The sequence below is a fragment of the Mycobacterium kansasii ATCC 12478 genome (assembly GCF_000157895.3).
Taxonomy (GTDB): domain Bacteria; phylum Actinomycetota; class Actinomycetes; order Mycobacteriales; family Mycobacteriaceae; genus Mycobacterium; species Mycobacterium kansasii.
Map to the genome: position 1 here is coordinate 1,268,765 of NC_022663.1, position 21,002 is coordinate 1,289,766.

The following is a 21,002-nucleotide window of genomic DNA, read 5'->3' on the forward strand; positions in this document are numbered from 1 at the left end:
CGCTTCATCGCTGCGTCCCGCGCAAGCGGGCGGTACCCCCGCTGCGTCTTCGTCGGCGCGGTCATCAGCGCACCGTCTCCTTCTCGATCCGCTTGGTGGGATTGGGCACGTGTACCACCCGCTGCACGAACACACCCGGGGTATGCACCATCGCCGGGTCGATCTCACCCGGTTCGACGAGGTGTTCCACCTCGGCAATCGTGATCCTCCCCGCGGGCGCGCACTCGGGGTTGAAGTTGGCGGCGGCGTAGCGGTACACCAGGTTGCCGTGCCGGTCCCCTTTCCAGGCATGCACCAGCGCGAAGTCGGTGCGGATTCCCCGCTCTAAAACGTATGTGACACCATCGAACTCGCGAGTCTCCTTCGGCGGCGACACCACGGCAACCGCAGCCGACGCGTCGTAGCGCCACGGCAGCCCGCCGTCGGCAATCTGGGTACCCACGCCGGCCGGTGTGTAGAAGGCCGGGATGCCCATTCCGCCGGCGCGCAGCCGCTCGGCCAGCGTGCCCTGGGGGGTGAGTTCCACCTCGAGTTCGCCGGCCAGGAATTGACGAGCGAATTCCCTGTTCTCCCCAACATACGAGGAGATCGTCCGACGAATTCTCTTGTGTTCCAACAGCACTCCCAGACCGACCCCGTCGATGCCGCAGTTGTTCGACACCGTTTCCAGGTCAGTTACACCGCTGTCCACCAGCGCCGAGATCAACGCGTCCGGGATGCCGCACAGCCCGAACCCGCCGACCGCCAGGGAGGACCCGTCGGTTATGTCCGCTACCGCTTCGGCGGCGGTAGCCACCACCTTGTCCATTACCCGCAGAGTCTCCTCGCTGTCCGGCCGGCCGGGTCCTTCAGTTAATCCTCATTAACCGGGGCATGACAATACCATCGCCCGCGCGGTGGGTAAAGGGACGGTAACCAGCATCCGGGTCCTCACCCTCGACCTTGCAGGTAGTCGATTGCCTGTTGACGCAATTCGACTTTGCGGACCTTGCCGGTAACGGTCATGGGGAACTCGTCGACGATCCGCACATACCGCGGAATCTTGAACCTGGCGATTCGGTCCGCACAGAATTCGTGTAGTCGCGCGATGGTCAACTGCGGTGCGCCGTCCCGCAGCTTGATCACCGCCATGAGCTCTTCGCCCACGCGTTCGTCGGGCACGCCGATGACGTGGGCATCGACGACATCGGGGTGGGTGTGCAGGAACTCCTCGATCTCGCGGGGCGAAACGTTCTCACCACCGCGGATGACGATGTCCTTGATCCGGCCGGTGATCTGCACGTACCCGCATGCGTCCATGGCGGCCAGGTCTCCGCTATGCATCCAGCCGTCGTCGTCGATCACTTCTGCGGTCCGCTCCGGGTCATTCCAGTAACCGGCCATCACCGAATAACCCCGGGTGCAGAACTCACCGGGGACGCCGCGGGGCACGGTCTCGCCGGTGACCGGGTCCACCACCTTGATCTCCAGATGCGGCCCCACCCGGCCGACGGTGCCCACCCGGCGCTCCAGGGAATCACCGGTACGGGTCTGGGTGGACACCGGAGATGTTTCGGTCATGCCATAGCAGATCGAAATCGCCGGCATATGCATCTGTTCGATCACCATGCGCATCACCTCGACCGGGCACGTCGAGCCGGCCATGATCCCGGTTCGCAGGCTGGTGAGGTCGTAGTCGGTGAAGTCCGGCAGTCCAAGTTCGGCGATGAACATGGTCGGCACGCCGTAGAGGCTGGTGCATCGTTCGGTCTGGACGGCCCGCAGGGTGGCGGCGGGGTCGAACCCGGGTGCCGGGATCACCACGGCAGCGCCGTGGCTGGTGGCGGCCAGATTGCCCAGCACCATGCCGAAGCAGTGATAAAACGGCGCCGGGATGCAGATCCGATCATCGGCGGTGTAGTCGAGCAACTCCCCCACGAAATATCCGTTGTTGAGGATGTTGCGGTGGCTGAGCGTTACACCTTTCGGATGACCCGTTGTGCCAGAAGTGTATTGGATGTTGACCGGGTCACTGCCGGTCAGTGTCGACGCGATCTGTTGCAGCGCGGCCAAATCGGACTGCGTACCGGCCAGCTCGTCCCACCGATCGCTGTCCATGAACACCGCTTCCCGCAGGTCCGGGCAATCAGGTGCCACTTCGGCCAATATCGCCCGGTAATCCGCATCCTTGAAGCCCGACGCTGCGATGATCATGCAGACCCCGGATTGCCTTAGCGCATAACGCAACTCGATGGACCGGTAGGCCGGGTTCACGGTCACCAGGATGGCGCCGATTTCTGCGGTCGCGTATTGAACCAACACCCACTCCCACCGGTTGGGCGCCCAAATACCCACTCGGTCACCCACGCCGATACCTGCACGCACTAGTCCGGTAGCCAATCTCCGAACGTCCGCCAGGAATTCGGCGTAATTCCAGCGCCGCCCGGCATGCGCGTCGACCAGCGCGTGCCGCTGTCCGTGCCGAGAGGCGGTCTCGGCGAGATTGACGCCGATGGTGGTCTCCAGTAGGGCGGGCACGTTGGGACCGCGCTCATAAGAAAGGGCGCTGTGGTCTGCAGCCCCGTTGGCTGCCACGGTTCCTCCGCCTGCCGCTTACCGCGTACGGGTTAACATCGACTAACTCGTGCTACGTTAGTGACGATTAACCGAAGTGTCCAGGACGAGTTTTCTACGGAGGCCGTCATGACAGCGTCCGCTCCGGACGGCCGGCCCGCTCAACCTGAAGCCTCGAGTCGCCGCAGTCAGTTGAAGTCGGACCGGCGTCTGCAGCTGTTGTCGGCTGCTGAACGGTTATTCGCCGAACGCGGTTTTCTCGCAGTGCGGTTGGAGGACATTGGTGCTGTGGCGGGCATCAGCGGTCCGGCGATCTATCGGCACTTCCCCAACAAAGAGTCGCTGCTCGTTGAATTGTTGGTAGGCATCAGTTCCCGGCTCCTCGCCGGCGCGCGCGATGTGACGGCCCGCGGTTCTGATCCGGCCGCAGCGTTGGATGGGCTAATTGATTTTCACCTCGACTTTGCGCTGGGTGAACCGGATCTGATCCGAATCCAGGACCGTGACCTTGCGCACCTGCCGGCAGCAGCCGAACGACAGGTGCGTAAAGCGCAGCGCCAGTACGTGGAGGTCTGGGTGGGGGTGCTGCGCGAGCGTGATCCCGACCTGGCCGAAGCCGATGCGCGGCTGATGGCGCACGCCGTGTTCGGGCTGCTGAACTCCACACCGCACAGCATGAAGTCGGCCGACGCCAGATCGGCGCGGGTACTGCGTTCCCGCACCATCATGCGTGCCATGACCGTGGCGGCGCTGCGAGTCACTGACCACTAGCGTTCAGGGTCGGCCGGGAGGCCAGGACGTCCGGAAAGGCCGGGATCACATACTTGGCGAAAAGCCGCATCTGTTCCAGCATTTCGCTCACGGTATTGGCGACGAACAAGGTGGCGTAGAACCCGTCCAGCCCGGCGCGCTCGAACGCAGCTACCTTGGCGCACACCTGATCCGGCGTGCCGATGAGATTGTCGGCCACATACTTGTCCAGACTCACACCTTTCATCATGGTGTCCCGCAGGGAGGTCCGGAACAGCTCGAATGTCGACCGCTCCAGGCGCTCACGTGCTTTCTCAGCAGTCGGGGCTAGGCACACGACCGTCTGCAATCCGATAGTTACCTCGGCGGGATCGCGGCCCGCGGCTCGGGCGAATTTCGCGACTTCGTCTCGGCCAGAGGCTATTTCGTCCGGACCGAGTTTGGCCGGCAGCCAACCCTGACAGTGCTCCCCCGCTCGGCGAATGGCACCCTTGGCATTGCCGCCGGAGAAAATCGGCAACGGCGACTGGACCGGCTTGGGATACGACTCGACATCGCAGAATCGGCGGTACCGGCCTTCATAGTTCGACCGACGCTGTCCAAACAGAATGCGCAACGCCGCGATGCCCTCGGCCATCAGCAGGGTGCGCGACGCGTCGGCCAAATCCGGTGCTACCGCTTCGAATTCGTCTCGATACCCGCCTGCTGCTACCGCCAATGTGACACGTCCGCCGCTGATCTGATCCAGTGTGGCGACCTGCTTGGCCAGCAGCACCGGCTCACGCATCGGCAAGACGAGGATCCCGGTAGCCAGCCGCACCACCGATGTCTTGGCCGCGATCGTCGCCAGCATCATCAGCGGCTCGAAGTAGTCCGGTGGGACCGACCATGCCTCCCGCACGAACCGTTGGGTGCTCAGATGATCATTGCCGGCGACCTCGTGAAAGCCGAGCGCCTCGGCCTCGAGTGCGATCCGAATCACCTCGTCGGCCGTGGCGAACGGGACCGGGTAGGCCATCCCGGACAGACACGTCGGTACATCGATTCCGAATTTCACGCCGTTCACCCCCGGTTCCTGTCACCGCCGCGCGAAGGTTGCCGCGCCCCCTGTGGAGAAGTTCTTCAGCGGTTGTTGAAGAAACAATACCCGGCATGCACGAAGACATCAACGATTGTTGAAGAATGTGTTGGTGGTTGCCCTGGGCCGAGGCAAGTAGGGGCTCCGTCCGGCGCGGCCCTGCCGACGGAGCGGTGCGGCGGCACCGCCGCCCAACTCTTAGGTACCCTTCAAACCATGAGGTGGGCATGAACGATCCACGCCGACCCCAGCGGTATGGTCCCCCTCAACCGGGGCCTGGACCCACGTGGCCGCAGGGTCCCGTAAATCCGCCGCCCGTCGACCCGGCTTACGCCGGCCAGGCGCCCTATGCGCCCACCTACAGCGGCCACATTCCCCAGTGGGCGCCCGGCGCCTACGAACCGAACCCGACCCAGCAATTACCGCCCCGATATTGGCAGCAGGACCACCCGGAGCCGGGCGAAGTGCTTCACGGGGCCGCGCCACCGCCGCACGATCCGAGCACCCCGCGATGGTTGTGGGTCGCTGCCGGCGCGGCCGTCCTGCTTGTCGTCGGGTTGGTCATCGCGTTGGTGATCGCGAACATGTCGGTCAAGAACCAGACGGCTGTCGAGCCCCTGCCGCCGATGCCCACCCCGAGTTCAACACTCAAGCCTCCGACGACACGAACAATGACACCAACACCCAGCATCGTGCCGGCGCCCACAACGACAGGTGGCTCTGGCACGCCCAGCGAGACGCCCACCCCCGGCGCGATGCAGACCGTCGTCTACAACGTCACCGGCGAGGGCCGCGCGATCAGCGTGACCTATATCGATACCGGTGACGTCATACAGACCGAGTTCAACGTCGCGCTGCCGTGGAGCAAAGAGGTGAGCCTGCCCAAGTCTTCCCTTCACCCCGCGAGCGTCACCATTATCAACATCGGCCACAACGTGACCTGCTCGGTAACGGTGGCCGGAGTTCAGGTACGCCAGCGCACCGGGGTTGGCCTCACCATCTGCGACGCCTCCGGCTAACTCGACTCGGTTACCGCTTCGTTGGCTATGACGACGCTGCGGCGCGGAACGCGCACGGCCAGCATGGCCAGCAGGCCCACCAGCAACACCAGGCAGATACCACCCAACCCGGCGCGGACCGCGCTGAACGCATCAACGAAGACCGAAAACGACCAGGGTCCCAGGAATGCAACCGCCCGGCCCGTCATCGTGTACAGCCCGAAGGCAACCCCCTCCTTGCCATGCTGAGCCATGCGCAACAACAATGCGCGCGCCGACGACTGCGACGGTCCGACGAAAAGACATAGCAGCAGTCCGCATACCCAGAAGGCCAACGCACCGGAGAGCGCCATCAACGTCAGTGCCGCGGCCAAGATTGCGGCCAGCGACGCGACGATGACCGGCTTGGAGCCGAGCCGGTGGTCAACCAATCCACCCAGCACCGCGCCGACTGCGGCCACCACGCTTCCGGCAACCCCGAACACCAGGACGTCAGCCTGGGTAAGCCCGTACACGTTGACACCCAGTACCGCACCGAAGGCAAATATGGCCGCCAGCCCATCCCGGAAGATTGCGCTGGCCACAAGGAAGTAGACGAGATTGCGGTCGCGGTGCCATTCAGCGGTGATGTCCGTCCACAACTTTCGATAGCCACCCAGCATGCTCGTATTCGGGCGAGGCACTCCAACGGAATCCGGCAGTCTATGCGCGACGAACAACAACGGCAGAGCCAGTAAGGCCAGCCACGCCGCGGCCAACAGCATCGCCGCCCGGACGTTGAGACCGTCATGGGCGGACAGGTGCAGCAACCCACGAACGTCACCGGCGCCGGCCATGAAGCCCACATAGACCAACAACAGCAGCAGGACACTTCCGACGTAACCCGCTGCCCACCCGAAGCCGGAAATCCGGCCGGCCGTCTCGGGTGTCGAGAGCTGGCGCAGCATCGCGTTGTACGGAACGCTGGCCAGGTCACTGCATGACGCCGTCGCTGCCAACAACGCCAACCCAGGCCATAGGTAACCGGGGCTGTCGCGAATCAGAAACATCGCAGCAGTCAGTCCCACGGTCAGGCCCGTCAAGACGCCCAGCGTCACCCGCCGCCGATGTGGAGATTCGACCCACACACCCACCACTGGAGCCAGCAGAGCGATAGTCAACCCGGCGGCCGTCCCGGCCCGACCCAGCCAACTCGCCGGCGAGCTACCGCCGGGCATGCCCTCCCCCACAGTGCTGGTCAGATAGACGGAGAACACGAAGGTGGTCACCATCGCGTTCAGGCCCGTAGAACCACAGTCCCACAGCGCCCAGGCCACTACCCGAGATCGCACGTACGTGCCCAAACCCCGGTTGGTCATGTCCGGCACTCTATTTGATTCGTGTTGGCAGCGACCCGCAGCGCCCGACTCCGTCGCGCTTGCGATCGCTGCCGATTTGATTCGTGTTGGCAGCGACCCGCAGCGCCCGACTCCGTCGCGCTTGCGATCGCTGCCGATTTGATTCGTGTTGGCAGCGACCCGCAGCGCCCGACTCCGTCGCGCTTGCGATCGCTGCCGATTTGATTCGTGTTGGCAGCGACCCGCAGCGCCCGACTCCGTCGCGCTTGCGATCGCTGCCGATTTGATTCGTGTTGGCAGCGACCCGCAGCGCCCGACTCCGTCGCGCTTGCGATCGCTGCCGATTTGATTCGTGTTGGCAGCGACCCGCAGCGCCCGACTCCGTCGCGCTTGCGATCGCTGCCGATTTGATTCGTGTTGGCAGCGACCCGCAGCGCCCGACTCCGCATGCCGCTTGTCTACGATTGGCGCATGCCGATACCCGCTCCGAGTCCCGACGCCCGCGCCGTTGTCACCGGAGCTTCGCAGAATATCGGCGAGGCGTTGGCCATCGAATTGGCCGCACGCGGACACAGTCTGATCGTCACCGCGCGTCGCGAAGCTTTGCTGACCGAACTCGCAGCCCGGCTCACCGACAAGTATCGCGTCGCTGTCGAGGTGCGGCCGGCCGATCTTGCCGACCCGCAGGAGCGGACGAAGCTGTGCGACGAGTTAGCGGAACGGCACATCTCGATCCTGTGCGCCAATGCGGGCACGGGGACGTTCGGCCCACTCGCGTCGCTCGACCCGGCGGGCGAGAAAGCGCAAGTACAGCTGAATGCCGTTGCGGTGCATGACCTCACGTTGGCAGTGCTGCGCGGCATGGTCGAGCGCAAGGCCGGCGGCATTTTGATTTCCGGCTCAGCAGCAGGAAATTCGCCCATTCCGTACAACGCAACCTATGCCGCCACTAAAGCCTTCGCCAACACCTTCAGCGAATCGTTGCGCGGTGAACTACGCGGGTCCGGTGTGCATGTCACGCTGCTGGCGCCGGGACCGGTACGTACCGATTTACCCGATGAGGCCGAGGCGTCGCTGGTCGAAAGGCTGGTGCCGGAGTTTTTGTGGATCTCGACGGAGCACACCGCCCGGGTATCGCTGGATGCCTTGGAGCGCAACAAAATGCGCGTGGTTCCCGGCCTGACCTCGAAGGCCATGTCGGTGGCAAGTCAGTACGCGCCGCGTGCCATCGTCGCGCCCATCGTCGGCAGCTTCTACAAGAAGCTCGGGGGCGGCTAGTAACAGGATGCGGTAGCCGGTCTCGGCGGCCGCCGCATCCGTGATCGACCACACCAGCCGGTGAGTGAGCGAGCGAGAGAACCACGTTGCGGGTATCGAGTCTGCGGCGGAATTCCACTGCAGGCGCGGGCCTTGAATTTCGAGTTCGATTCCACCATCAACGGCAACGTCATCAAGGGCCGCCTGGTCATCGACGAGCACACTCGCCAATCGCTGCTCAACATCGTGGAGCGCTCGACCACCACCGAGCGGCTCATCACGGAGTTAGATCAATTGTTCACCGCGGCCGGCGGACCCCGATAGTGCTGCGGACGGACAACGGCCCGGGTTGGTCTCTCAAGTGCTGCAAGCATTTTCCAAAATGAAATCGGGTTGTCCTAAATCCCGCGGACACCACATACCTGTGACCCACCAGATCAACTGCAACCGATATCGAACACAACGTGGCTCCAGAACCGGGCCGACCGATTATCGGGGCACCCGCCATACGAACCCGCGGCCGCCAGCAACACGGCGAGATCCCGGACGGGCGTTGAGCGATCTCGACTGCACCTCCGGCGGCGCGGCCATCCACACCGGTTCGGTCATGCCAAGCCGCCCGCACCCAGATAAGTCCCGGCCGCCGCAGCATCACCGGCCGCATAGCTGACGCCGGATTCGCCCACACCTACTCCAGAACGGCCCAGCTCTTCGACAGCTTCAGCGGCCATCGCGACGTGCTCATTGCCCAGCGCGCTTAACCCGATCCCAGTCTGTAGCGACACCGGATCAGCCGCCGGCGGCACCACCGCCGTAATCACCGGCGCCGCGGCAGCATGTGCAGCAGCCAAACGAGCGGTCAGCGCTTCCACCGCAGCACTGGCCGCCGCCAAACCCTCAGGAACTACCCACAATGTCATTACAGCACCCCTTTCAACACGTCTGGCGAACCGGTTCAGACTAGGAGAATTTCGACAACTCAGTCGATCGATATTGTCGCTAGATTCATAAATTTGAGTTATTACGACTAATCGCTTGACCTAACGAAAAGTTCTCGATACGGTTTTGAACATGCCATGAAGCGCGGGCGCGAAAATCCGGGTCACTCAGACCACGCGCTAGTGAGCAATAAGCCGTGGCGGCGGACAATGCAGTTATCTGGCGCGGGAATGCGCCATGGGGCGCTGCGCCGATCGAACCCATATCGGCTCACCGGCGCGACATCTTCGTCAGGCCGGCCCCCGGGAGGGCCATGCACCAATTGAATCCTTCGCGGGTGGTATTTCCGATGTTCGCACAAAGAATCCACGCCGAACCCGACTGTGACGCCGGAAGGATGGACTGAATATCCGAGCATTAATGAGACGACGAACAGCGCCTTAGCAATGGCGAGGTCGATGTGATGTCTGATGTATTACCACTAAATGGTGAGTCCGGTGCCGTGTTCCCAACGAGATCCCACCAAAGCGACAGCCTGCTGCGGCCGGTCGACTGGATCAAACCGTCCGTTGACCGGCACAGTTCTTTCGAGCGTCGGTTGTTGTTCGAGAATTTCACGATCGCTGGTTTCAAAGACCTAGAAGCGGAGCTGGAGCGTCAGTTTCGGGTGGCGCCGACGGACACCGTTTGTTATCAGCTCGCAACTACTCTCGCTCAATGCATGCCCACTGCTCGCTCGCTGCGCCGAGCCGACCAACTGTTGATGCGGGCTACGCGTCCTGGTTGCGATCTATCGGAAGACCAGCAACATAGCGCTCCCGATGTCCACCGCAGTGTTCGCGCGATGCTTGCGGAATCCGCAGCCAGTAGGGGTGGTCGACTCAAACAAGCGAACTGGGGCATTACCGTGGGATACAGTCTCACGCCCGAGATGGCCAAAGCGTTGAGCGGAAGGGTTTCTTATTTGGGACTACCGATCGATGGCGGTCGAGAAGACGTAATCGCAGATTTCCGCAAAGGAAAAGTGATCTGTCGCGAGCATTCTACACGCAATTAGCGTTTGCGCTGCGTACAGTATACCGATCAAAGTGAACACAACCGTTACAAGGGGCAACGTTGATGACTTGGGGAACATCGCACGGACGTTGTCCAATTTTGACGCAGTGTTCGCCTGGCATCTGTTTCAGTGGTGGGACCTGCGATCGCCACGCGCCCTGCGAGAACGAATGCAGATCGATCAGTCGGGTTTCCAGGAACGCGTACTGCAATTGAAACAAAAGTACCCCCGGTTGAGAATAGCGTCCGGCACGATTGACAAGCGGGCGCGAACGCATTTCTTCATCTCGGCCAATGGCGAAGTCTACACATTCGACTCGGGCGCTCTTTCAACCATTATCATCGGCGACGTCCGCACACACACGATAGCCGAATTAGCTGCCTCCCCAGCCCTTAGCAAGCGTTCCCCGAAGTTCTTGCGCACATTTCCGCGCAGCCACCCGAAGCAGCCATGCAATCCACAACAAGCAACCTCCGGCGTCGGCGAGGGCGCGCCTCCCGCTTCGCGGACCAGATAGGTCACGATCCGCAGCGACCAGACGGCAGCGTGCGGTGAACTGGAGCGTTGCTCAGTGGGCCTGCTTGCCTACCCGCTTGCGGTGCGCGCGTGAGGTGTCCGTGCGACATGACGATTCCCAACGCAGACGCAAAACTTCCTGCCCACAACGACTTCGGCGATAGGCCAGGCGTGGCCTCAGCTCAACGGCACCGAGTCGCGTGGCGGTTCGGACCACGAACCCGTCAGCCATCGGCTGGCCCGACCCGTCGCGCTTCGGCTCAGCGCAGGCTAGTCGTTACTTGCTGCGGCGCCGCCCGGTGCCGAAGATGCTGCGCGTGATTTCGCGCACCCCCGTGTTGATGGCGCTCTTCACGGTCGGGTTCTTCAGGATCTCTTCCCACATGCCCGGACCCTTGGGTTCAACGGGGGCCGGCATGGGCGGCACCTGGTTCTCGTCCGGCCACGGTAGCGGATCGTACTTTCCCCTCGGCGGCTGGACCGGTGGCGGCGCCTCTGCCGACGCGTATGTGGTGCTCAGCATTTCGTGGGCGGACACCCGGTCGATGGTCTGGCCATAGGCGGCCTGCAGCGGGCTTGAGTGGGCCGCCGCGGCAACGGCGTCGGTGCCGATCGCGCCCATCAGCGACCGGGGAACCCGCATGCGTGTCCAGGCGACCGGGGTCGGCGCGCCCTTCTCGGAGAGCACGGTCACGACGGCCTCACCGATGCCCAGCGACGTCAGCGCCGATTCCAGGTCGTAGACATCGGTTTTCGGATACGTGCGAACGGTCTTGCTGAGCGCTTTCTGATCGTCGGGTGTGAACGCCCGTAGCGCATGCTGGATTCGCGCCCCCAGCTGAGACAACACCGTGTTGGGCAGATCCGTCGGCAATTGGGTGCAGAAGAACACCCCGACACCCTTGGAGCGAATGAGCTTGACCGTCTGCTCGACCTGCTCCAGGAAAGCCTTGGATGCGTCGGTGAACAGCAAGTGCGCCTCGTCGAAAAAGAAGACCAGCTTAGGCTTGTCCAGATCGCCCACCTCGGGCAGAAAGGTGAACAGGTCGGCCAGCACCCACATCAGGAAGGTGGAGAACAGCACGGGGCGCAGCGACTGACCGCTGAACTCCAGCAGCGAGATGATGCCGCGACCCTGACTGTCTACGCGTATCAGGTCGTCAGGTCTCAGTTCCGGCTCGCCGAAGAAGGTATCAGCACCTTCGGCTTCGAGGTTGACCAATGCTCGCAGGATGACACCGGCAGTCGTCGGCGAAACGGCCCCAAGGGCTTTCAGCTCCGCCTTGCCCTGATCGCTGGTCAGATGGGTGATCACGGCACGCAGATCTTTCAAGTCCAGCAACGGAAGTCCCCGCTGGTCAGCCCAGTGGAAGATCAGCCCCAGCGTTGATTCCTGGGTAGCGTTGAGCCCCAACACTTTTGACAAGAGAATAGGTCCGAAGCTGGAGATGGTCGCGCGTACCGGAACACCGACTCCACTGGTGCCCAGCGACAGAAACTCAACCGGGAAGCCCGTCGGCGTCCAAGTGTCGCCGGTATCTTTCGCCCGTGCGGCCGTCTTGTCGTTGACCTCTCCCGCCCGGGATAGTCCGGACAGGTCGCCCTTCACGTCGGCCATGAGCACGGCCACGCCCGCAGCGCTGAGCTGCTCGGCGATGAGCTGCAGCGTTTTGGTTTTCCCGGTTCCAGTGGCCCCGGCTACCAAACCGTGCCGGTTGATGGTGGCCAGTGGAATGCGAATCTGCGCAGTCGGGTCGGCGTTACCGTCGACGACCACGGTGCCCAATTCCAGCGCCTGGCCTGCCACGGAGTAACCCGCCGCGATCCGCTGCGCGGGCCCGCCAAGCCCGCCGGCCGCCGCCGCTTCGGTGCTCATCGCGCCACCTCTTCCCCGTCGTTACCCGTACCGCTTGGCAAAGCAATCACACTACTTGCACGGGTGTTGCAGTTACGACAGCGGAGATGGGCCTACTCTTGAGCGCTGTGCGCGACGAACTGGTGTGGATCGACTGCGAGATGACCGGGCTGAACATAGCTTCGGACAAGTTGATCGAGATCGCCGTCCTGGTCACCGACGCCGACCTGAACATTCTCGGCGACGGCGTGGACGTGGTCATCCATGCCGACGACGACGCGCTGTCGTCGATGATCGACGTCGTAGCCGAGATGCACACCCGCTCGGGACTGATCGAGGAAGTCAAGGCTTCCACCGTCGACCTGGCGACGGCCGAAGCGATGGTGCTCGACTACATCAACGAGCACGTCAAGCAACCCAAGACGGCGCCGCTGGCGGGAAACTCCATCGCCACCGACCGCTCGTTCATCGCCCGCGACATGCCCGCTCTGGACGCTTTTCTGCACTACCGGATGATCGACGTCAGCTCGATCAAGGAGCTCTGCCGGCGCTGGTACCCACGCATCTACTTCGGCCAGCCGCCCAAAGGCCTGGCGCATCGGGCGCTGGCCGACATTCACGAATCCATCCGCGAACTGCAGTACTACCGGCGTACCGCGTTCGTTCCGCCGCCAGGGCCGTCTACCAGCGAAATCGCCGCGGTGGTCGCCGATATTCAAGTCGGAGCCGACGCACCGGTGACAATTGATTCGGCCGAGGAGCCTCCGACCGGTTAATATCGACGTCGCCGCTCTTTAGCCCTCCCGGAGGGCCGGCCGGCGGCCATGGTGAGTGTAGTTCAGTTGGTAGAGCACCAGGTTGTGATCCTGGGTGTCGCGGGTTCGAGTCCCGTCACTCACCCCACAGGTCAGCGGGATTTTGGCGACGCTGGCCCAGCGCCTAACCGGCACCGGCACCACGATGGCCGCTGTCGACGCCGGCGGCTTCCGCGCCCCGACGCGTTATATCCGGGTTGCGGCGAAATAGGTGAACGATTAGGACATCAATGCCTGCTCCGCTGCCTCATCGACCGGCAACCTCAGCCCATTCTCGACAAACAAGTCGGCTACCTTGGTCGAAGCCGTCGTCCAGCCGCGGCTTTCCAGGTAGGCGGCATCGTTGCGTTCGCCAACGTATCCCAGCTCGGTCAGGTCGATGTCGAAACCGTGCTGTCGCCAACGATCGACGGCCGCCCTGGTGCGGGTGTGCATCATTGCATGCAGCTCCCCGGAACGCCCCAGGCTCTCCGCGACAAACCGGCTGCCGGCGGCACTGAGAGCGGTCACGCTGTCCAACAATCGATCCTGGGCATCGGTCGGCAGGAAGGGAAGAAAACCCTCGGCACTCCATGCCGCCGGTCGGCTCATGTCGAAACCCGCGTCGCGCAGTTCGCCCGGCCAGTCGTGGCGAAGGTCGATGCCTACCGCGCGGTGTTCAGCGGTCGGAGCGGCACCCAGTGCTGCCAGGGCTTTCGTCTTGAATTCGATGACCTGCGGTTGATCGATCTCGTACACCGTTGTTCCACCCGGCCACGGCAACCGGTAGGCACGCGTGTCCAACCCGGAGGCCAGGATCACCGCTTGGCGGACCCCGGACTCGACGGCCGCCATGAAAAATTCGTCGAAACCCGCGTGGACACCGCCATCGAGTCGGCTAACCGCCTCATGCCCAGCGGTGCGTCGTCGTCGACCTCGCCTGGATCCAATTCACCGACCGCTCCCGGGTTGAAGAAGTCACTGGCCGCTTCCGCGAGACTGGTGCCCTACGTCGAGACCGCAGCCCCCTGCTCGCCCGCCGAGCACTTGAGCCAGCTATTGGCGCAACTTGCCGACCGGGGATTCACCGTCTACCTCGACGAAGCACATCGCCTGTCCAACGGGATCACCGCCGTACACGGGCACATCCCGAGGCTGGAGCGCTTTCATATGATCGTCGACGGTCCGGCCACCGTCGTGCCGGGACGCCGGGGAGTCGCCGCCGTCGAGGTGACCGCCCCCGCCTGTCTGGTGTGACGATCAGGCCCGCCGGCCAGGCTCAGGCCTTGGCGTTACCGGCGCGCCATTGATCCCAGGGAATGTTCCAGTCACCGAGGCCATCCGTGCCGGACAGCGTGCCTCCCACGGTGTTGACCACTTCGACGATGTCACCGCTCTTGATGTGGTCGTAGAACCACTGGGCATTGCTCGGGCTCACGTTCAGGCACCCGTGGCTGGTGTTGGTGTGGCCTTGAGCTCCCACCGACCACGGCGCGGAGTGGACGAAGACACCGCTGTAGGAAATCTGCGTGGCCCAGTCGACGTCGGTGCGATACCCGTTGGGCGAGTTCACCGGAACGCCATAGGTCGACGAGTCCATGATGATGTGCTTGAACCGCGCGCCCACGATGTAGACGCCGTTGGCGGTCGGCGTGCTGTCTTTACCCATCGACGTCGGCATGGTCTTGACGACCTCACCGTTGACCCGGATTGTCAGTACCTTGGTGCTGTCGTCTGCGGTCGCGATGACCTCGTCGCCAATGGTGAAATGCGTTTTGACGTTGTCCTCGCCGAACATTCCCTCACCGAGATCCACGCCATAGGTGTTGACCGCCACGTCGACGGCGGTGCCAGGCTTCCAGAAATGCTCTGGGCGCCAACGCACCTCGCGGTTGTTCAGCCAGTAGAAGGCGCCTTCGACGGGCGGGTTGGTGGTGATCTTGATAGCCTTTTCCGCAGCAACCCGGTCGGCGATGTTCTCGTCGAACCGGATCGCCACCGGCTCGCCGATCCCCACAACCTCGCCGTCGCCCGGATTCACATAGGGCATCGTCAGGTGTGCGGGCGAGCTGGTCTGGAATGTCATCTGGCGAGTCGCCGCGCCGCCCAGTCCGAGCGCCTTCGCGCTGAGCGTGTAGCGCCGGTTGTAGCCGAGTTGGTCGGTGGTCGACCAGTGCAGTCCGTCGGGGCTGAGCTGGCCGCTGATCGACTTGCCGTTTTCGTTCACCATGGTGACCGCCGCCAGCACACCGTCGGCAACGCTGACGGTGACAGGCGCATCCACGGTGACACCGACGGCTCCGTCGGTCACCGACGCGGTCAGCTTGGGCACCAGCAGGTCGGCGAAGGGTGTGCCCTTGTTGACGATGACCTTGACCGGCGCGGCCGCACTGCCGCTGCTGCACGCCACGGCGAGAACAGCGACCGGGACCATGATCGCAGCCAGCCACGATCGACTTCTGCGCAAAGGCGTCATCACGTGACCTTCCAGATACTCTCGCTTACTCCGGTCACCGCTGACCCTGGATTGTTCCCTGTATTGTAGTGTCTAACCGCGGCCACGACAGAATTTGTCGGCTTGTCGGCTGGTTCAGTGTCGCACCTCACCCCGTCCTGATCTGGAGATTTCCCACTGCGCCACGATGCCTGTTATTGTCGCGTACGCGGTCTCTGGCCGTCCACGGCGCCGTTAGCTCAGTTGGTAGAGCAGCTGACTCTTAATCAGCGGGTCCGGGGTTCGAAACCCTGACGGCGCACCTCAATGGCGCATCACGTCGCGTGTCGTCGATTTGACCGGGAAACTCGGATCGGCGTTGCGGCCAAACAACCCGGCCCCGGAGCCTGCGGCACCGCGGTGTTCGGCGGCGTAGCCAGCGCGAGAAACCCACCGGCACAATGGGATTAGTGTGAGGCGTGCCGACCACTGAAGGTTGGTGTCAGCTACGCAGCCAGTGAGTGTCACTGCAGCGCTTACCGATTCCTGATGTTGCGGATCACCACGATGACGACGACAGACCCGACGCCGACCAGTGTCACGGTCACCGCGGGTTTGGTGACGAATTCGATCACCTTGGCCTTCACGTCGTCGGCGAGGCGGCGGGGGTTGGCACGTTCAACAAGCGAGTCGACCGTCGCCGCCAGCTGGTCGCGGGCGAGGTCGATCTCCTGCTTGATGGTCTCGGGATCACGGTCCGCCACGTGTCTGTCCTCCAAGTCGATGCACCTGACGAACTACCCTAGATGAGCCGGTGCGAGTCGCTACGCTCCGGTGAACAGAAAGGAACATACGTTGAGCGAGTCCACCCGCCTGGCTCCCGGCGACAAAGCGCCTGTCTTCAGTTTGCCCGACGCCGACGGCAAGAAGGTGTCGCTGGCCGACTACAAGGGACGCCGCGTGGTCGTGTATTTCTATCCGGCCGCCTCGACACCGGGATGCACCAAAGAGGCCTGCGACTTCCGCGACAACCTGCACGATCTCAACGACGCCGGCCTGGACGTCGTCGGAATTTCCCCTGACGCGCCCGCCAAGCTGGCCAAGTTCCGCGACGCCGAGGCGTTGACGTTCCCGCTGCTGTCCGATCCCGACCGCAAGGCATTGACGGCCTGGGGCGCCTACGGCGAGAAGAAGATGTACGGCAAGACCGTGCAGGGCGTCATCCGGTCCACATTCGTCGTCGACGAGAAGGGCAAGATCGCCCTTGCCCAGTACAACGTCAAGGCCGCACACACGGCAACGTTGATCCAGAAGATCATCACGCAGGCGACCGCTGCCGGCTAGTCACTGCCACGGTGGCTACGGCGCTTCCAAACGATCTCAGCCCCTGGTAATCACGTACTCAATGTGAGCCGTGCGGCGACTCCCCTTGTCCCTCATGGGATCTCCGTCGATCGCTCACCACTCGCCGTTCCATTCGACCTGACTCTGAGCACCGGGCCCGCTCGGATACCCGGCCTCCGGTTGCTCAGGTCTCGAATCCCCGCCCTGACCCTCGATCGGCGTTCCGGCCGGATGGACCGCGGCACCGAGCACAACTCCTCCGCGGCAGGATCGGGCGTGCCTCAGCGACGCTCCGTCAGTGATCGATGAACTTTCGGTGCCCGACGGGACAGCATCCGGTGTAGTAGTCGAAGCCACATTCGTCGAAGACCGGATTCAGCTTCCAGTGCGTTCCGCAATACGAATACCCGCACTCTGCGCAGAAGAACGGCGCATATTCCTTGTCGCGCCTGTAGAGCGCCGCGGCCACGTCGTCGGTCTCGCCGCGCACCACGGTGGCGACCGCCTCGTAGTCCGCGACAGCGAGGGAGTAGTTCGCGTGCCGGAGGAAGTCCCTGACCCTGAAGGTGCCCCTGCCGGAAAAGCCGGAATCGAGCTCGTGCAAGATGTCCTTCCGACCATCGGCGTAGACGGCACCCTTAGGAATCAGCTCGACCACCGCAGCTGTCTGACCGCATCCGGCAAACCCGCACGGGATCGCGGCTCTCACCCCCGTGGCCGCCGATCCGTCATCGTGGCATTATTGCAGCCTCCCACCGTCAAATGGTCACATCGAGGAAAGACGACAAACCCTTAGCAGCCCGTGCAACTGCTCGTGTGCGAGGCCCATCCGTAGCGCGCCCAGTACAACGTCAAAGCCACCGGACACATCGCGACACGGCGCCCCGATGTGCCGGTCTGATCAGGCCAGGTTAGCCAGCAACAGCGCTTCGGCGACCGCGGCGCGCTCCAATACCCCCAGATGCAGGCTCTCGTTGATGCTGTGTGCTTGAGTTGCGGGATCCTCGACGCCGGTGACCAGGATTTTCGCCGCCGGAAACGCCCGTGCGAACTCGGCGATGAACGGAATCGACCCGCCCATGCCCATGTCGATGGGATCGGTGCCCCAGGCCCGCCGGAACGCCGCGCGTGCGGCGTCGTAGACCGGACCGCTGGCCTCGATGGCGTACGGCTGGCCGACCTCGCCCCGGTGAATGCTGACCCGCGCGCCCCACGGTGTGTGCCGCCGCAGATGGGTCTCCAGGGCGTCCAGATGCGCGACGGCGTCACCCCCGGGGGCAACCCGAAGACTGATCTTGGCGCGAGCCCGCGGAATCAACGTATTCGACGCTGCCGCAACCGATGTGGTGTCGATGCCGATCACGGTGATCGCGGGTTTCGCCCAGAGTCGCTGGGGTACCGTGCCGGAACCGATTTCGCTCACCCCATCCAGCAGGCCAGCGCCTGCGCGCACCCGCTCGGGCGGGTAGTCCGGGAAATTCAGGGCCGCAACGTCGGTTTCATGCAGCCCTGCGACTGCCACGTTGCCGTCGTCGTCGTGCAGGCTGGCCAGCAGCCGCACCAGCACGCTCAACGCGTCGGGAACCACACCGCCCCACAAGCCGGAGTGCAGCCCGTGGTCGAGCGTGGCGACCTCGACGACGCAATCGGCCAGTCCGCGTAGCGACACCGTCAGCGCGGGGACGTCGGTGCTCCAATTGTCCGAGTCGGCGATGACGATCACGTCGGCGGCCAGCATGTCGCGGTGGGCGGCGAGCAATCGGCCCAGTGACGGAGATCCGGATTCTTCTTCGCCCTCCACGAAGACGGTCACGCCCACCGGCGGCCGGCCGCCGTGGGCCCGGAATGCGGCCAAATGCGTTGCGATGCCAGCCTTGTCGTCGGCGGTGCCACGCCCGTACAGTCGTCCGTCGCGTTCGGTGGGCTCGAAAGGCGGCGACGCCCACTGGTCGCGGTCACCCTCGGGCTGCACGTCATGGTGGGCATACAGCAGCACCGTCGGCGCACCCGGTGGCGCCGGATACCGCGCGATGACCGCCGGCGCACCGCCTTCACTGACTGTCCACACATCGTCAAAACCCGCCTGCGACAACAGATCCGCCACTGCCTGTGCACTGCGATGTACCTGATCGTGTCGCGCCGGGTCGGCCCACACGGAGTCGATGCGTACCAGATCTTCGAGATCACGCCGCACCGACGGCAACACCGCACGAACCCGCTCAACCAGATCAGTCACGATCACGAGGCTAGCTATGCTGAGCCCGATATGGCGACGCGCGGCCCCGACCCGGCGGCGCCGCTCTGGCGGGCGGCGCAGCTGTTCCGGCTGTTGAGCTGCGTTTACGCCCTGGGTTTTCAGATCGCGGTCAACTCCGACCTGCGGCTGCCGGCGGTGGGCTGGGCGCTCTTCGCGGTGCTGATCGGCTGGAGCGCGGCGTGCGCATTCGCCTACCTGCGCGGCTTCGGGCGGCGGCCTGCCTGGGTGATCGCCGAGATTGCCGTCGTCGTGCTGCTGATGCTGTCCACCAAGGTGGTAGCCACCGGACAATGGGCACTGGATAACCAGACCTGGCCGACGACCCTGTGGGCCAGCAACGCCACCATTTCGGCGGCCCTGCAGTTCGGTCCGGCCGGCGGCATGTTGACCGGCGTGGCGGTGACGGCCGCCAACGAAGCCGTCAAGGGTTACGTCAACGTCAATCTCGGTCGTAGTGCGACCATCGTCATCGAGCTGGCAGTCGGCCTCGCGGTGGGGATGGCCGCTCGGACCGCCCGGCGTGCCCACGACGAACTGCAGCGAGCCGCTGAATTGTCGGCAGCGCTGCACGAACGGGAACGGCTGTCCCGGCAAGTTCACGACGGAGTCATCCAGGTGTTGGCCCTGGTCGCCAAGCGGGGCCACGAAATAGGCGGCGAAGCAGCCGAATTAGCGGAACTGGCCAGTGAACAAGAAGGCGCGCTGCGCCGTTGGGTGGTCTCCACCGACACCGAGCACGACGGCGGCAACCAGTCGGTCGACATTGGTGCCCTGTTGCGGCGGCGGGCGTCCGACCACGTGTCCATGAGCTTGCCGGGAACGCCGGTGCCGTTGGCGCGTGGGGTGGCCACAGAGTTGGACGCGGCGGTGGGCAATGCTCTGGACAATGTTCGCTTGCACGCCGGGCCGAACGCCCGCGCCTATGTACTACTGGAAGATATGGGCGATGTGGTGACGGTGAGCGTTCGCGACGACGGAGTCGGCATTGCCGCGGGGCGGCTCGAGGAAGCCGCCAGCCAGGGTCGGCTTGGGGTCTCGAAGTCGATCGTGGGGCGGTTGGCGGCGCTGGGCGGCACCGCGCAGCTGAGCACGAACACGGGCGAGGGCACCGAGTGGGAACTGACGGTACCGCGCCGGGAAGGACCTCATGAGTGAACAGCAATCCCCGACCGTGATGGTTGTCGATGACCATCCGATCTGGCGCGACGCGGTCGTGCGCGACCTTGCCGACGACGGGTTCAACGTGGTCGCCACCGCCGACAGCGTGGCGGCGGCGCGGCGACGGGCCGCGGTCGTCAAGCCGGACGTCGTGCTCATGGACATGCGCCTGGCCGACGGCAACGGCGTGCAGGCGACGACGGAGGTGCTCGAGGTCTCCCCGGCTACCCGGGTGCTGGTCCTGTCGGCCTCGGACGAACGCGAGGACGTCTTGGAGGCGGTCAAGGCCGGGGCGACGGGATACCTGGTCAAGAGCGCCTCCAAGGCGGAATTGAGTGACGCCGTGCGAGCCACCGCGGCCGGGCGTGCGGTGTTCACCCCGAGCTTGGCCGGACTGGTACTGGGTGAATACCGTCGCATCGCCACGAGCACCGACTCGGGACCGGCTCGCCCCAGCCTCACCGAGCGCGAGACCGAGGTATTGCGATACGTTGCAAAAGGATTGTCCGCCAAGCAGATTGCCGAAAAACTCTCGTTGAGTCACCGCACCGTCGAAAACCACGTCCAGGCGACATTCCGCAAGCTGCAGGTGGCCAATCGGGTGGAGTTGACCCGCTACGCCATCGAGCACGGGCTCGACGAATAGCCGGATTCGGGTAGTCCTACTCATCCGTT

The 21,002-nt window shown here is 64.0% G+C and carries 23 protein-coding genes and 2 tRNA genes; 14 read left to right on the forward strand and 11 right to left on the reverse strand.

All coding sequences use genetic code 11. The features are described 5' to 3' along the window. Positions 1–64: 64 nt before the first annotated feature. Complete coding sequence (locus MKAN_RS05405; RefSeq protein ID WP_023365970.1) at positions 65–808, reverse strand: CoA transferase subunit A; 744 nt, start codon at positions 806–808, stop codon at positions 65–67. Between the two features lie 122 nt (positions 809–930). Next, positions 931–2,574, reverse strand: a complete 1,644-nt coding sequence (locus MKAN_RS05410; RefSeq protein ID WP_023365972.1) for an AMP-binding protein — start codon at positions 2,572–2,574, stop codon at positions 931–933. Positions 2,575–2,682: 108 nt separating this feature from the next. Here MKAN_RS05410 and MKAN_RS05415 point away from each other — a divergent pair, with 108 nt between their 5' ends. Continuing rightward, positions 2,683–3,324, forward strand: coding sequence for an SACE_7040 family transcriptional regulator (locus MKAN_RS05415; protein ID WP_023365974.1), 642 nt, complete (start codon positions 2,683–2,685; stop codon positions 3,322–3,324). Here the strand turns inward: MKAN_RS05415 and MKAN_RS05420 are convergent. Beyond that, a complete protein-coding gene (locus tag MKAN_RS05420) occupies positions 3,311–4,369 on the reverse strand; it encodes an LLM class flavin-dependent oxidoreductase (RefSeq protein ID WP_023365976.1) in 1,059 nt (352 codons plus the stop codon). The genes MKAN_RS05415 and MKAN_RS05420 overlap by 14 nt on opposite strands. 239 nt (positions 4,370–4,608) lie before the next feature. Here MKAN_RS05420 and MKAN_RS05425 point away from each other — a divergent pair, with 239 nt between their 5' ends. Further along, a complete protein-coding gene (locus MKAN_RS05425; protein ID WP_036392567.1) occupies positions 4,609–5,400 on the forward strand; it encodes an MmpS family transport accessory protein in 792 nt (263 codons plus the stop codon). Here MKAN_RS05425 and MKAN_RS05430 read toward each other — a convergent pair. Next, a complete protein-coding gene (locus tag MKAN_RS05430) occupies positions 5,397–6,737 on the reverse strand; it encodes an MFS transporter (protein ID WP_023365980.1) in 1,341 nt (446 codons plus the stop codon). The two genes, MKAN_RS05425 and MKAN_RS05430, sit on opposite strands and share 4 nt — an antisense overlap. Positions 6,738–7,187: 450 nt before the next feature. On the opposite strand from MKAN_RS05430, the gene cmrA reads away from it, so the two are divergent. Both cmrA and MKAN_RS30310 read left to right on the forward strand, forming a co-directional pair. Continuing rightward, the gene (cmrA, locus tag MKAN_RS05435; protein WP_036392917.1) at positions 7,188–7,994 is read left to right on the forward strand and encodes a mycolate reductase; all 807 of its coding nucleotides are present in this window, start codon (positions 7,188–7,190) and stop codon (positions 7,992–7,994) included. Between the two features lie 132 nt (positions 7,995–8,126). Further along, positions 8,127–8,297, forward strand: coding sequence for a hypothetical protein (locus MKAN_RS30310; protein ID WP_023365984.1), 171 nt, complete (start codon positions 8,127–8,129; stop codon positions 8,295–8,297). A 281-nt stretch (positions 8,298–8,578) separates the two neighbouring features. Here MKAN_RS30310 and MKAN_RS05440 read toward each other — a convergent pair whose 3' ends face one another. Beyond that, positions 8,579–8,893 (reverse strand): PE family protein, encoded by a 315-nt coding sequence (locus MKAN_RS05440; protein WP_023365986.1) that lies wholly within the window; start codon positions 8,891–8,893, stop codon positions 8,579–8,581. A gap of 482 nt (positions 8,894–9,375) precedes the next feature. Between MKAN_RS05440 and MKAN_RS30315 the strand changes: the two genes are divergently transcribed. Together MKAN_RS30315 and MKAN_RS30320 are read left to right on the forward strand one after the other, a co-directional pair. Continuing rightward, positions 9,376–9,969 carry a hypothetical protein gene (locus MKAN_RS30315; RefSeq protein ID WP_129111695.1) on the forward strand — a complete coding sequence of 198 codons (594 nt, stop codon included), beginning with the start codon at positions 9,376–9,378 and terminating at the stop codon, positions 9,967–9,969. Positions 9,970–10,000: 31 nt separating this feature from the next. Then, positions 10,001–10,486: an SPASM domain-containing protein gene (locus MKAN_RS30320; protein WP_129111696.1), complete on the forward strand. Its 486-nt coding sequence runs from the start codon at positions 10,001–10,003 to the stop codon at positions 10,484–10,486. 276 nt (positions 10,487–10,762) lie between these two features. On the opposite strand, the gene MKAN_RS05445 is transcribed toward MKAN_RS30320, so the two are convergent. Beyond that, positions 10,763–12,361 (reverse strand): helicase HerA-like domain-containing protein, encoded by a 1,599-nt coding sequence (locus MKAN_RS05445; RefSeq protein WP_023365990.1) that lies wholly within the window; start codon positions 12,359–12,361, stop codon positions 10,763–10,765. 107 nt (positions 12,362–12,468) lie between these two features. Between MKAN_RS05445 and orn the strand changes: the two genes are divergently transcribed. The 3 genes from orn to MKAN_RS30325 all read left to right on the forward strand — a co-directional run bounded on the left by orn (position 12,469) and on the right by MKAN_RS30325 (position 13,366). Then, complete coding sequence (orn, locus tag MKAN_RS05450; RefSeq protein ID WP_036392914.1) at positions 12,469–13,116, forward strand: oligoribonuclease; 648 nt, start codon at positions 12,469–12,471, stop codon at positions 13,114–13,116. Positions 13,117–13,167: 51 nt separating this feature from the next. Continuing rightward, positions 13,168–13,243, forward strand: a tRNA-His gene (locus MKAN_RS05455). Then, positions 13,211–13,366 (forward strand): hypothetical protein, encoded by a 156-nt coding sequence (locus MKAN_RS30325; RefSeq protein ID WP_155254701.1) that lies wholly within the window; start codon positions 13,211–13,213, stop codon positions 13,364–13,366. The genes MKAN_RS05455 and MKAN_RS30325 overlap by 33 nt, the downstream gene beginning before the upstream one ends. 8 nt (positions 13,367–13,374) lie before the next feature. On the opposite strand, the gene MKAN_RS05460 is transcribed toward MKAN_RS30325, so the two are convergent. Continuing rightward, complete coding sequence (locus MKAN_RS05460) at positions 13,375–13,989, reverse strand: SAM-dependent methyltransferase (protein ID WP_023365994.1); 615 nt, start codon at positions 13,987–13,989, stop codon at positions 13,375–13,377. Here MKAN_RS05460 and MKAN_RS05465 point away from each other — a divergent pair. Next, positions 13,960–14,391 (forward strand): hypothetical protein, encoded by a 432-nt coding sequence (locus tag MKAN_RS05465; RefSeq protein ID WP_225722857.1) that lies wholly within the window; start codon positions 13,960–13,962, stop codon positions 14,389–14,391. The two genes, MKAN_RS05460 and MKAN_RS05465, sit on opposite strands and share 30 nt — an antisense overlap. A gap of 22 nt (positions 14,392–14,413) precedes the next feature. Here MKAN_RS05465 and MKAN_RS05470 read toward each other — a convergent pair whose 3' ends face one another. Beyond that, positions 14,414–15,610 carry a L,D-transpeptidase gene (locus tag MKAN_RS05470; RefSeq protein WP_023365998.1) on the reverse strand — a complete coding sequence of 399 codons (1,197 nt, stop codon included), beginning with the start codon at positions 15,608–15,610 and terminating at the stop codon, positions 14,414–14,416. A 207-nt stretch (positions 15,611–15,817) separates the two neighbouring features. Between MKAN_RS05470 and MKAN_RS05475 the strand changes: the two genes are divergently transcribed. Next, positions 15,818–15,890: transfer RNA gene (locus MKAN_RS05475), tRNA-Lys, on the forward strand. 214 nt (positions 15,891–16,104) lie between these two features. Here the strand turns inward: MKAN_RS05475 and MKAN_RS05480 are convergent. Further along, positions 16,105–16,332 (reverse strand): DUF3618 domain-containing protein, encoded by a 228-nt coding sequence (locus MKAN_RS05480; protein WP_023366000.1) that lies wholly within the window; start codon positions 16,330–16,332, stop codon positions 16,105–16,107. Between the two features lie 91 nt (positions 16,333–16,423). On the opposite strand from MKAN_RS05480, the gene bcp reads away from it, so the two are divergent. After that, on the forward strand, positions 16,424–16,912 hold the full coding sequence (bcp, locus tag MKAN_RS05485; RefSeq protein ID WP_036392557.1) for a thioredoxin-dependent thiol peroxidase: 489 nt from the start codon (positions 16,424–16,426) through the stop codon (positions 16,910–16,912). A gap of 295 nt (positions 16,913–17,207) precedes the next feature. Here the strand turns inward: bcp and MKAN_RS05490 are convergent, their stop codons facing one another. After that, positions 17,208–17,570, reverse strand: a complete 363-nt coding sequence (locus tag MKAN_RS05490) for a hypothetical protein (RefSeq protein ID WP_023366004.1) — start codon at positions 17,568–17,570, stop codon at positions 17,208–17,210. A gap of 243 nt (positions 17,571–17,813) precedes the next feature. After that, positions 17,814–19,148, reverse strand: a complete 1,335-nt coding sequence (locus MKAN_RS05495) for a dipeptidase (protein WP_036392911.1) — start codon at positions 19,146–19,148, stop codon at positions 17,814–17,816. 30 nt (positions 19,149–19,178) lie between these two features. Here MKAN_RS05495 and macS point away from each other — a divergent pair, with 30 nt between their 5' ends. Beyond that, on the forward strand, positions 19,179–20,324 hold the full coding sequence (gene macS / locus MKAN_RS05500) for a MacS family sensor histidine kinase (protein WP_023366008.1): 1,146 nt from the start codon (positions 19,179–19,181) through the stop codon (positions 20,322–20,324). Next, entirely contained in the window at positions 20,317–20,973 is a 657-nt protein-coding gene (locus tag MKAN_RS05505) for a response regulator (protein WP_023366010.1), read from the forward strand. Before macS ends, MKAN_RS05505 begins: the two co-directional genes overlap by 8 nt. Positions 20,974–21,002 lie beyond the last annotated feature (29 nt).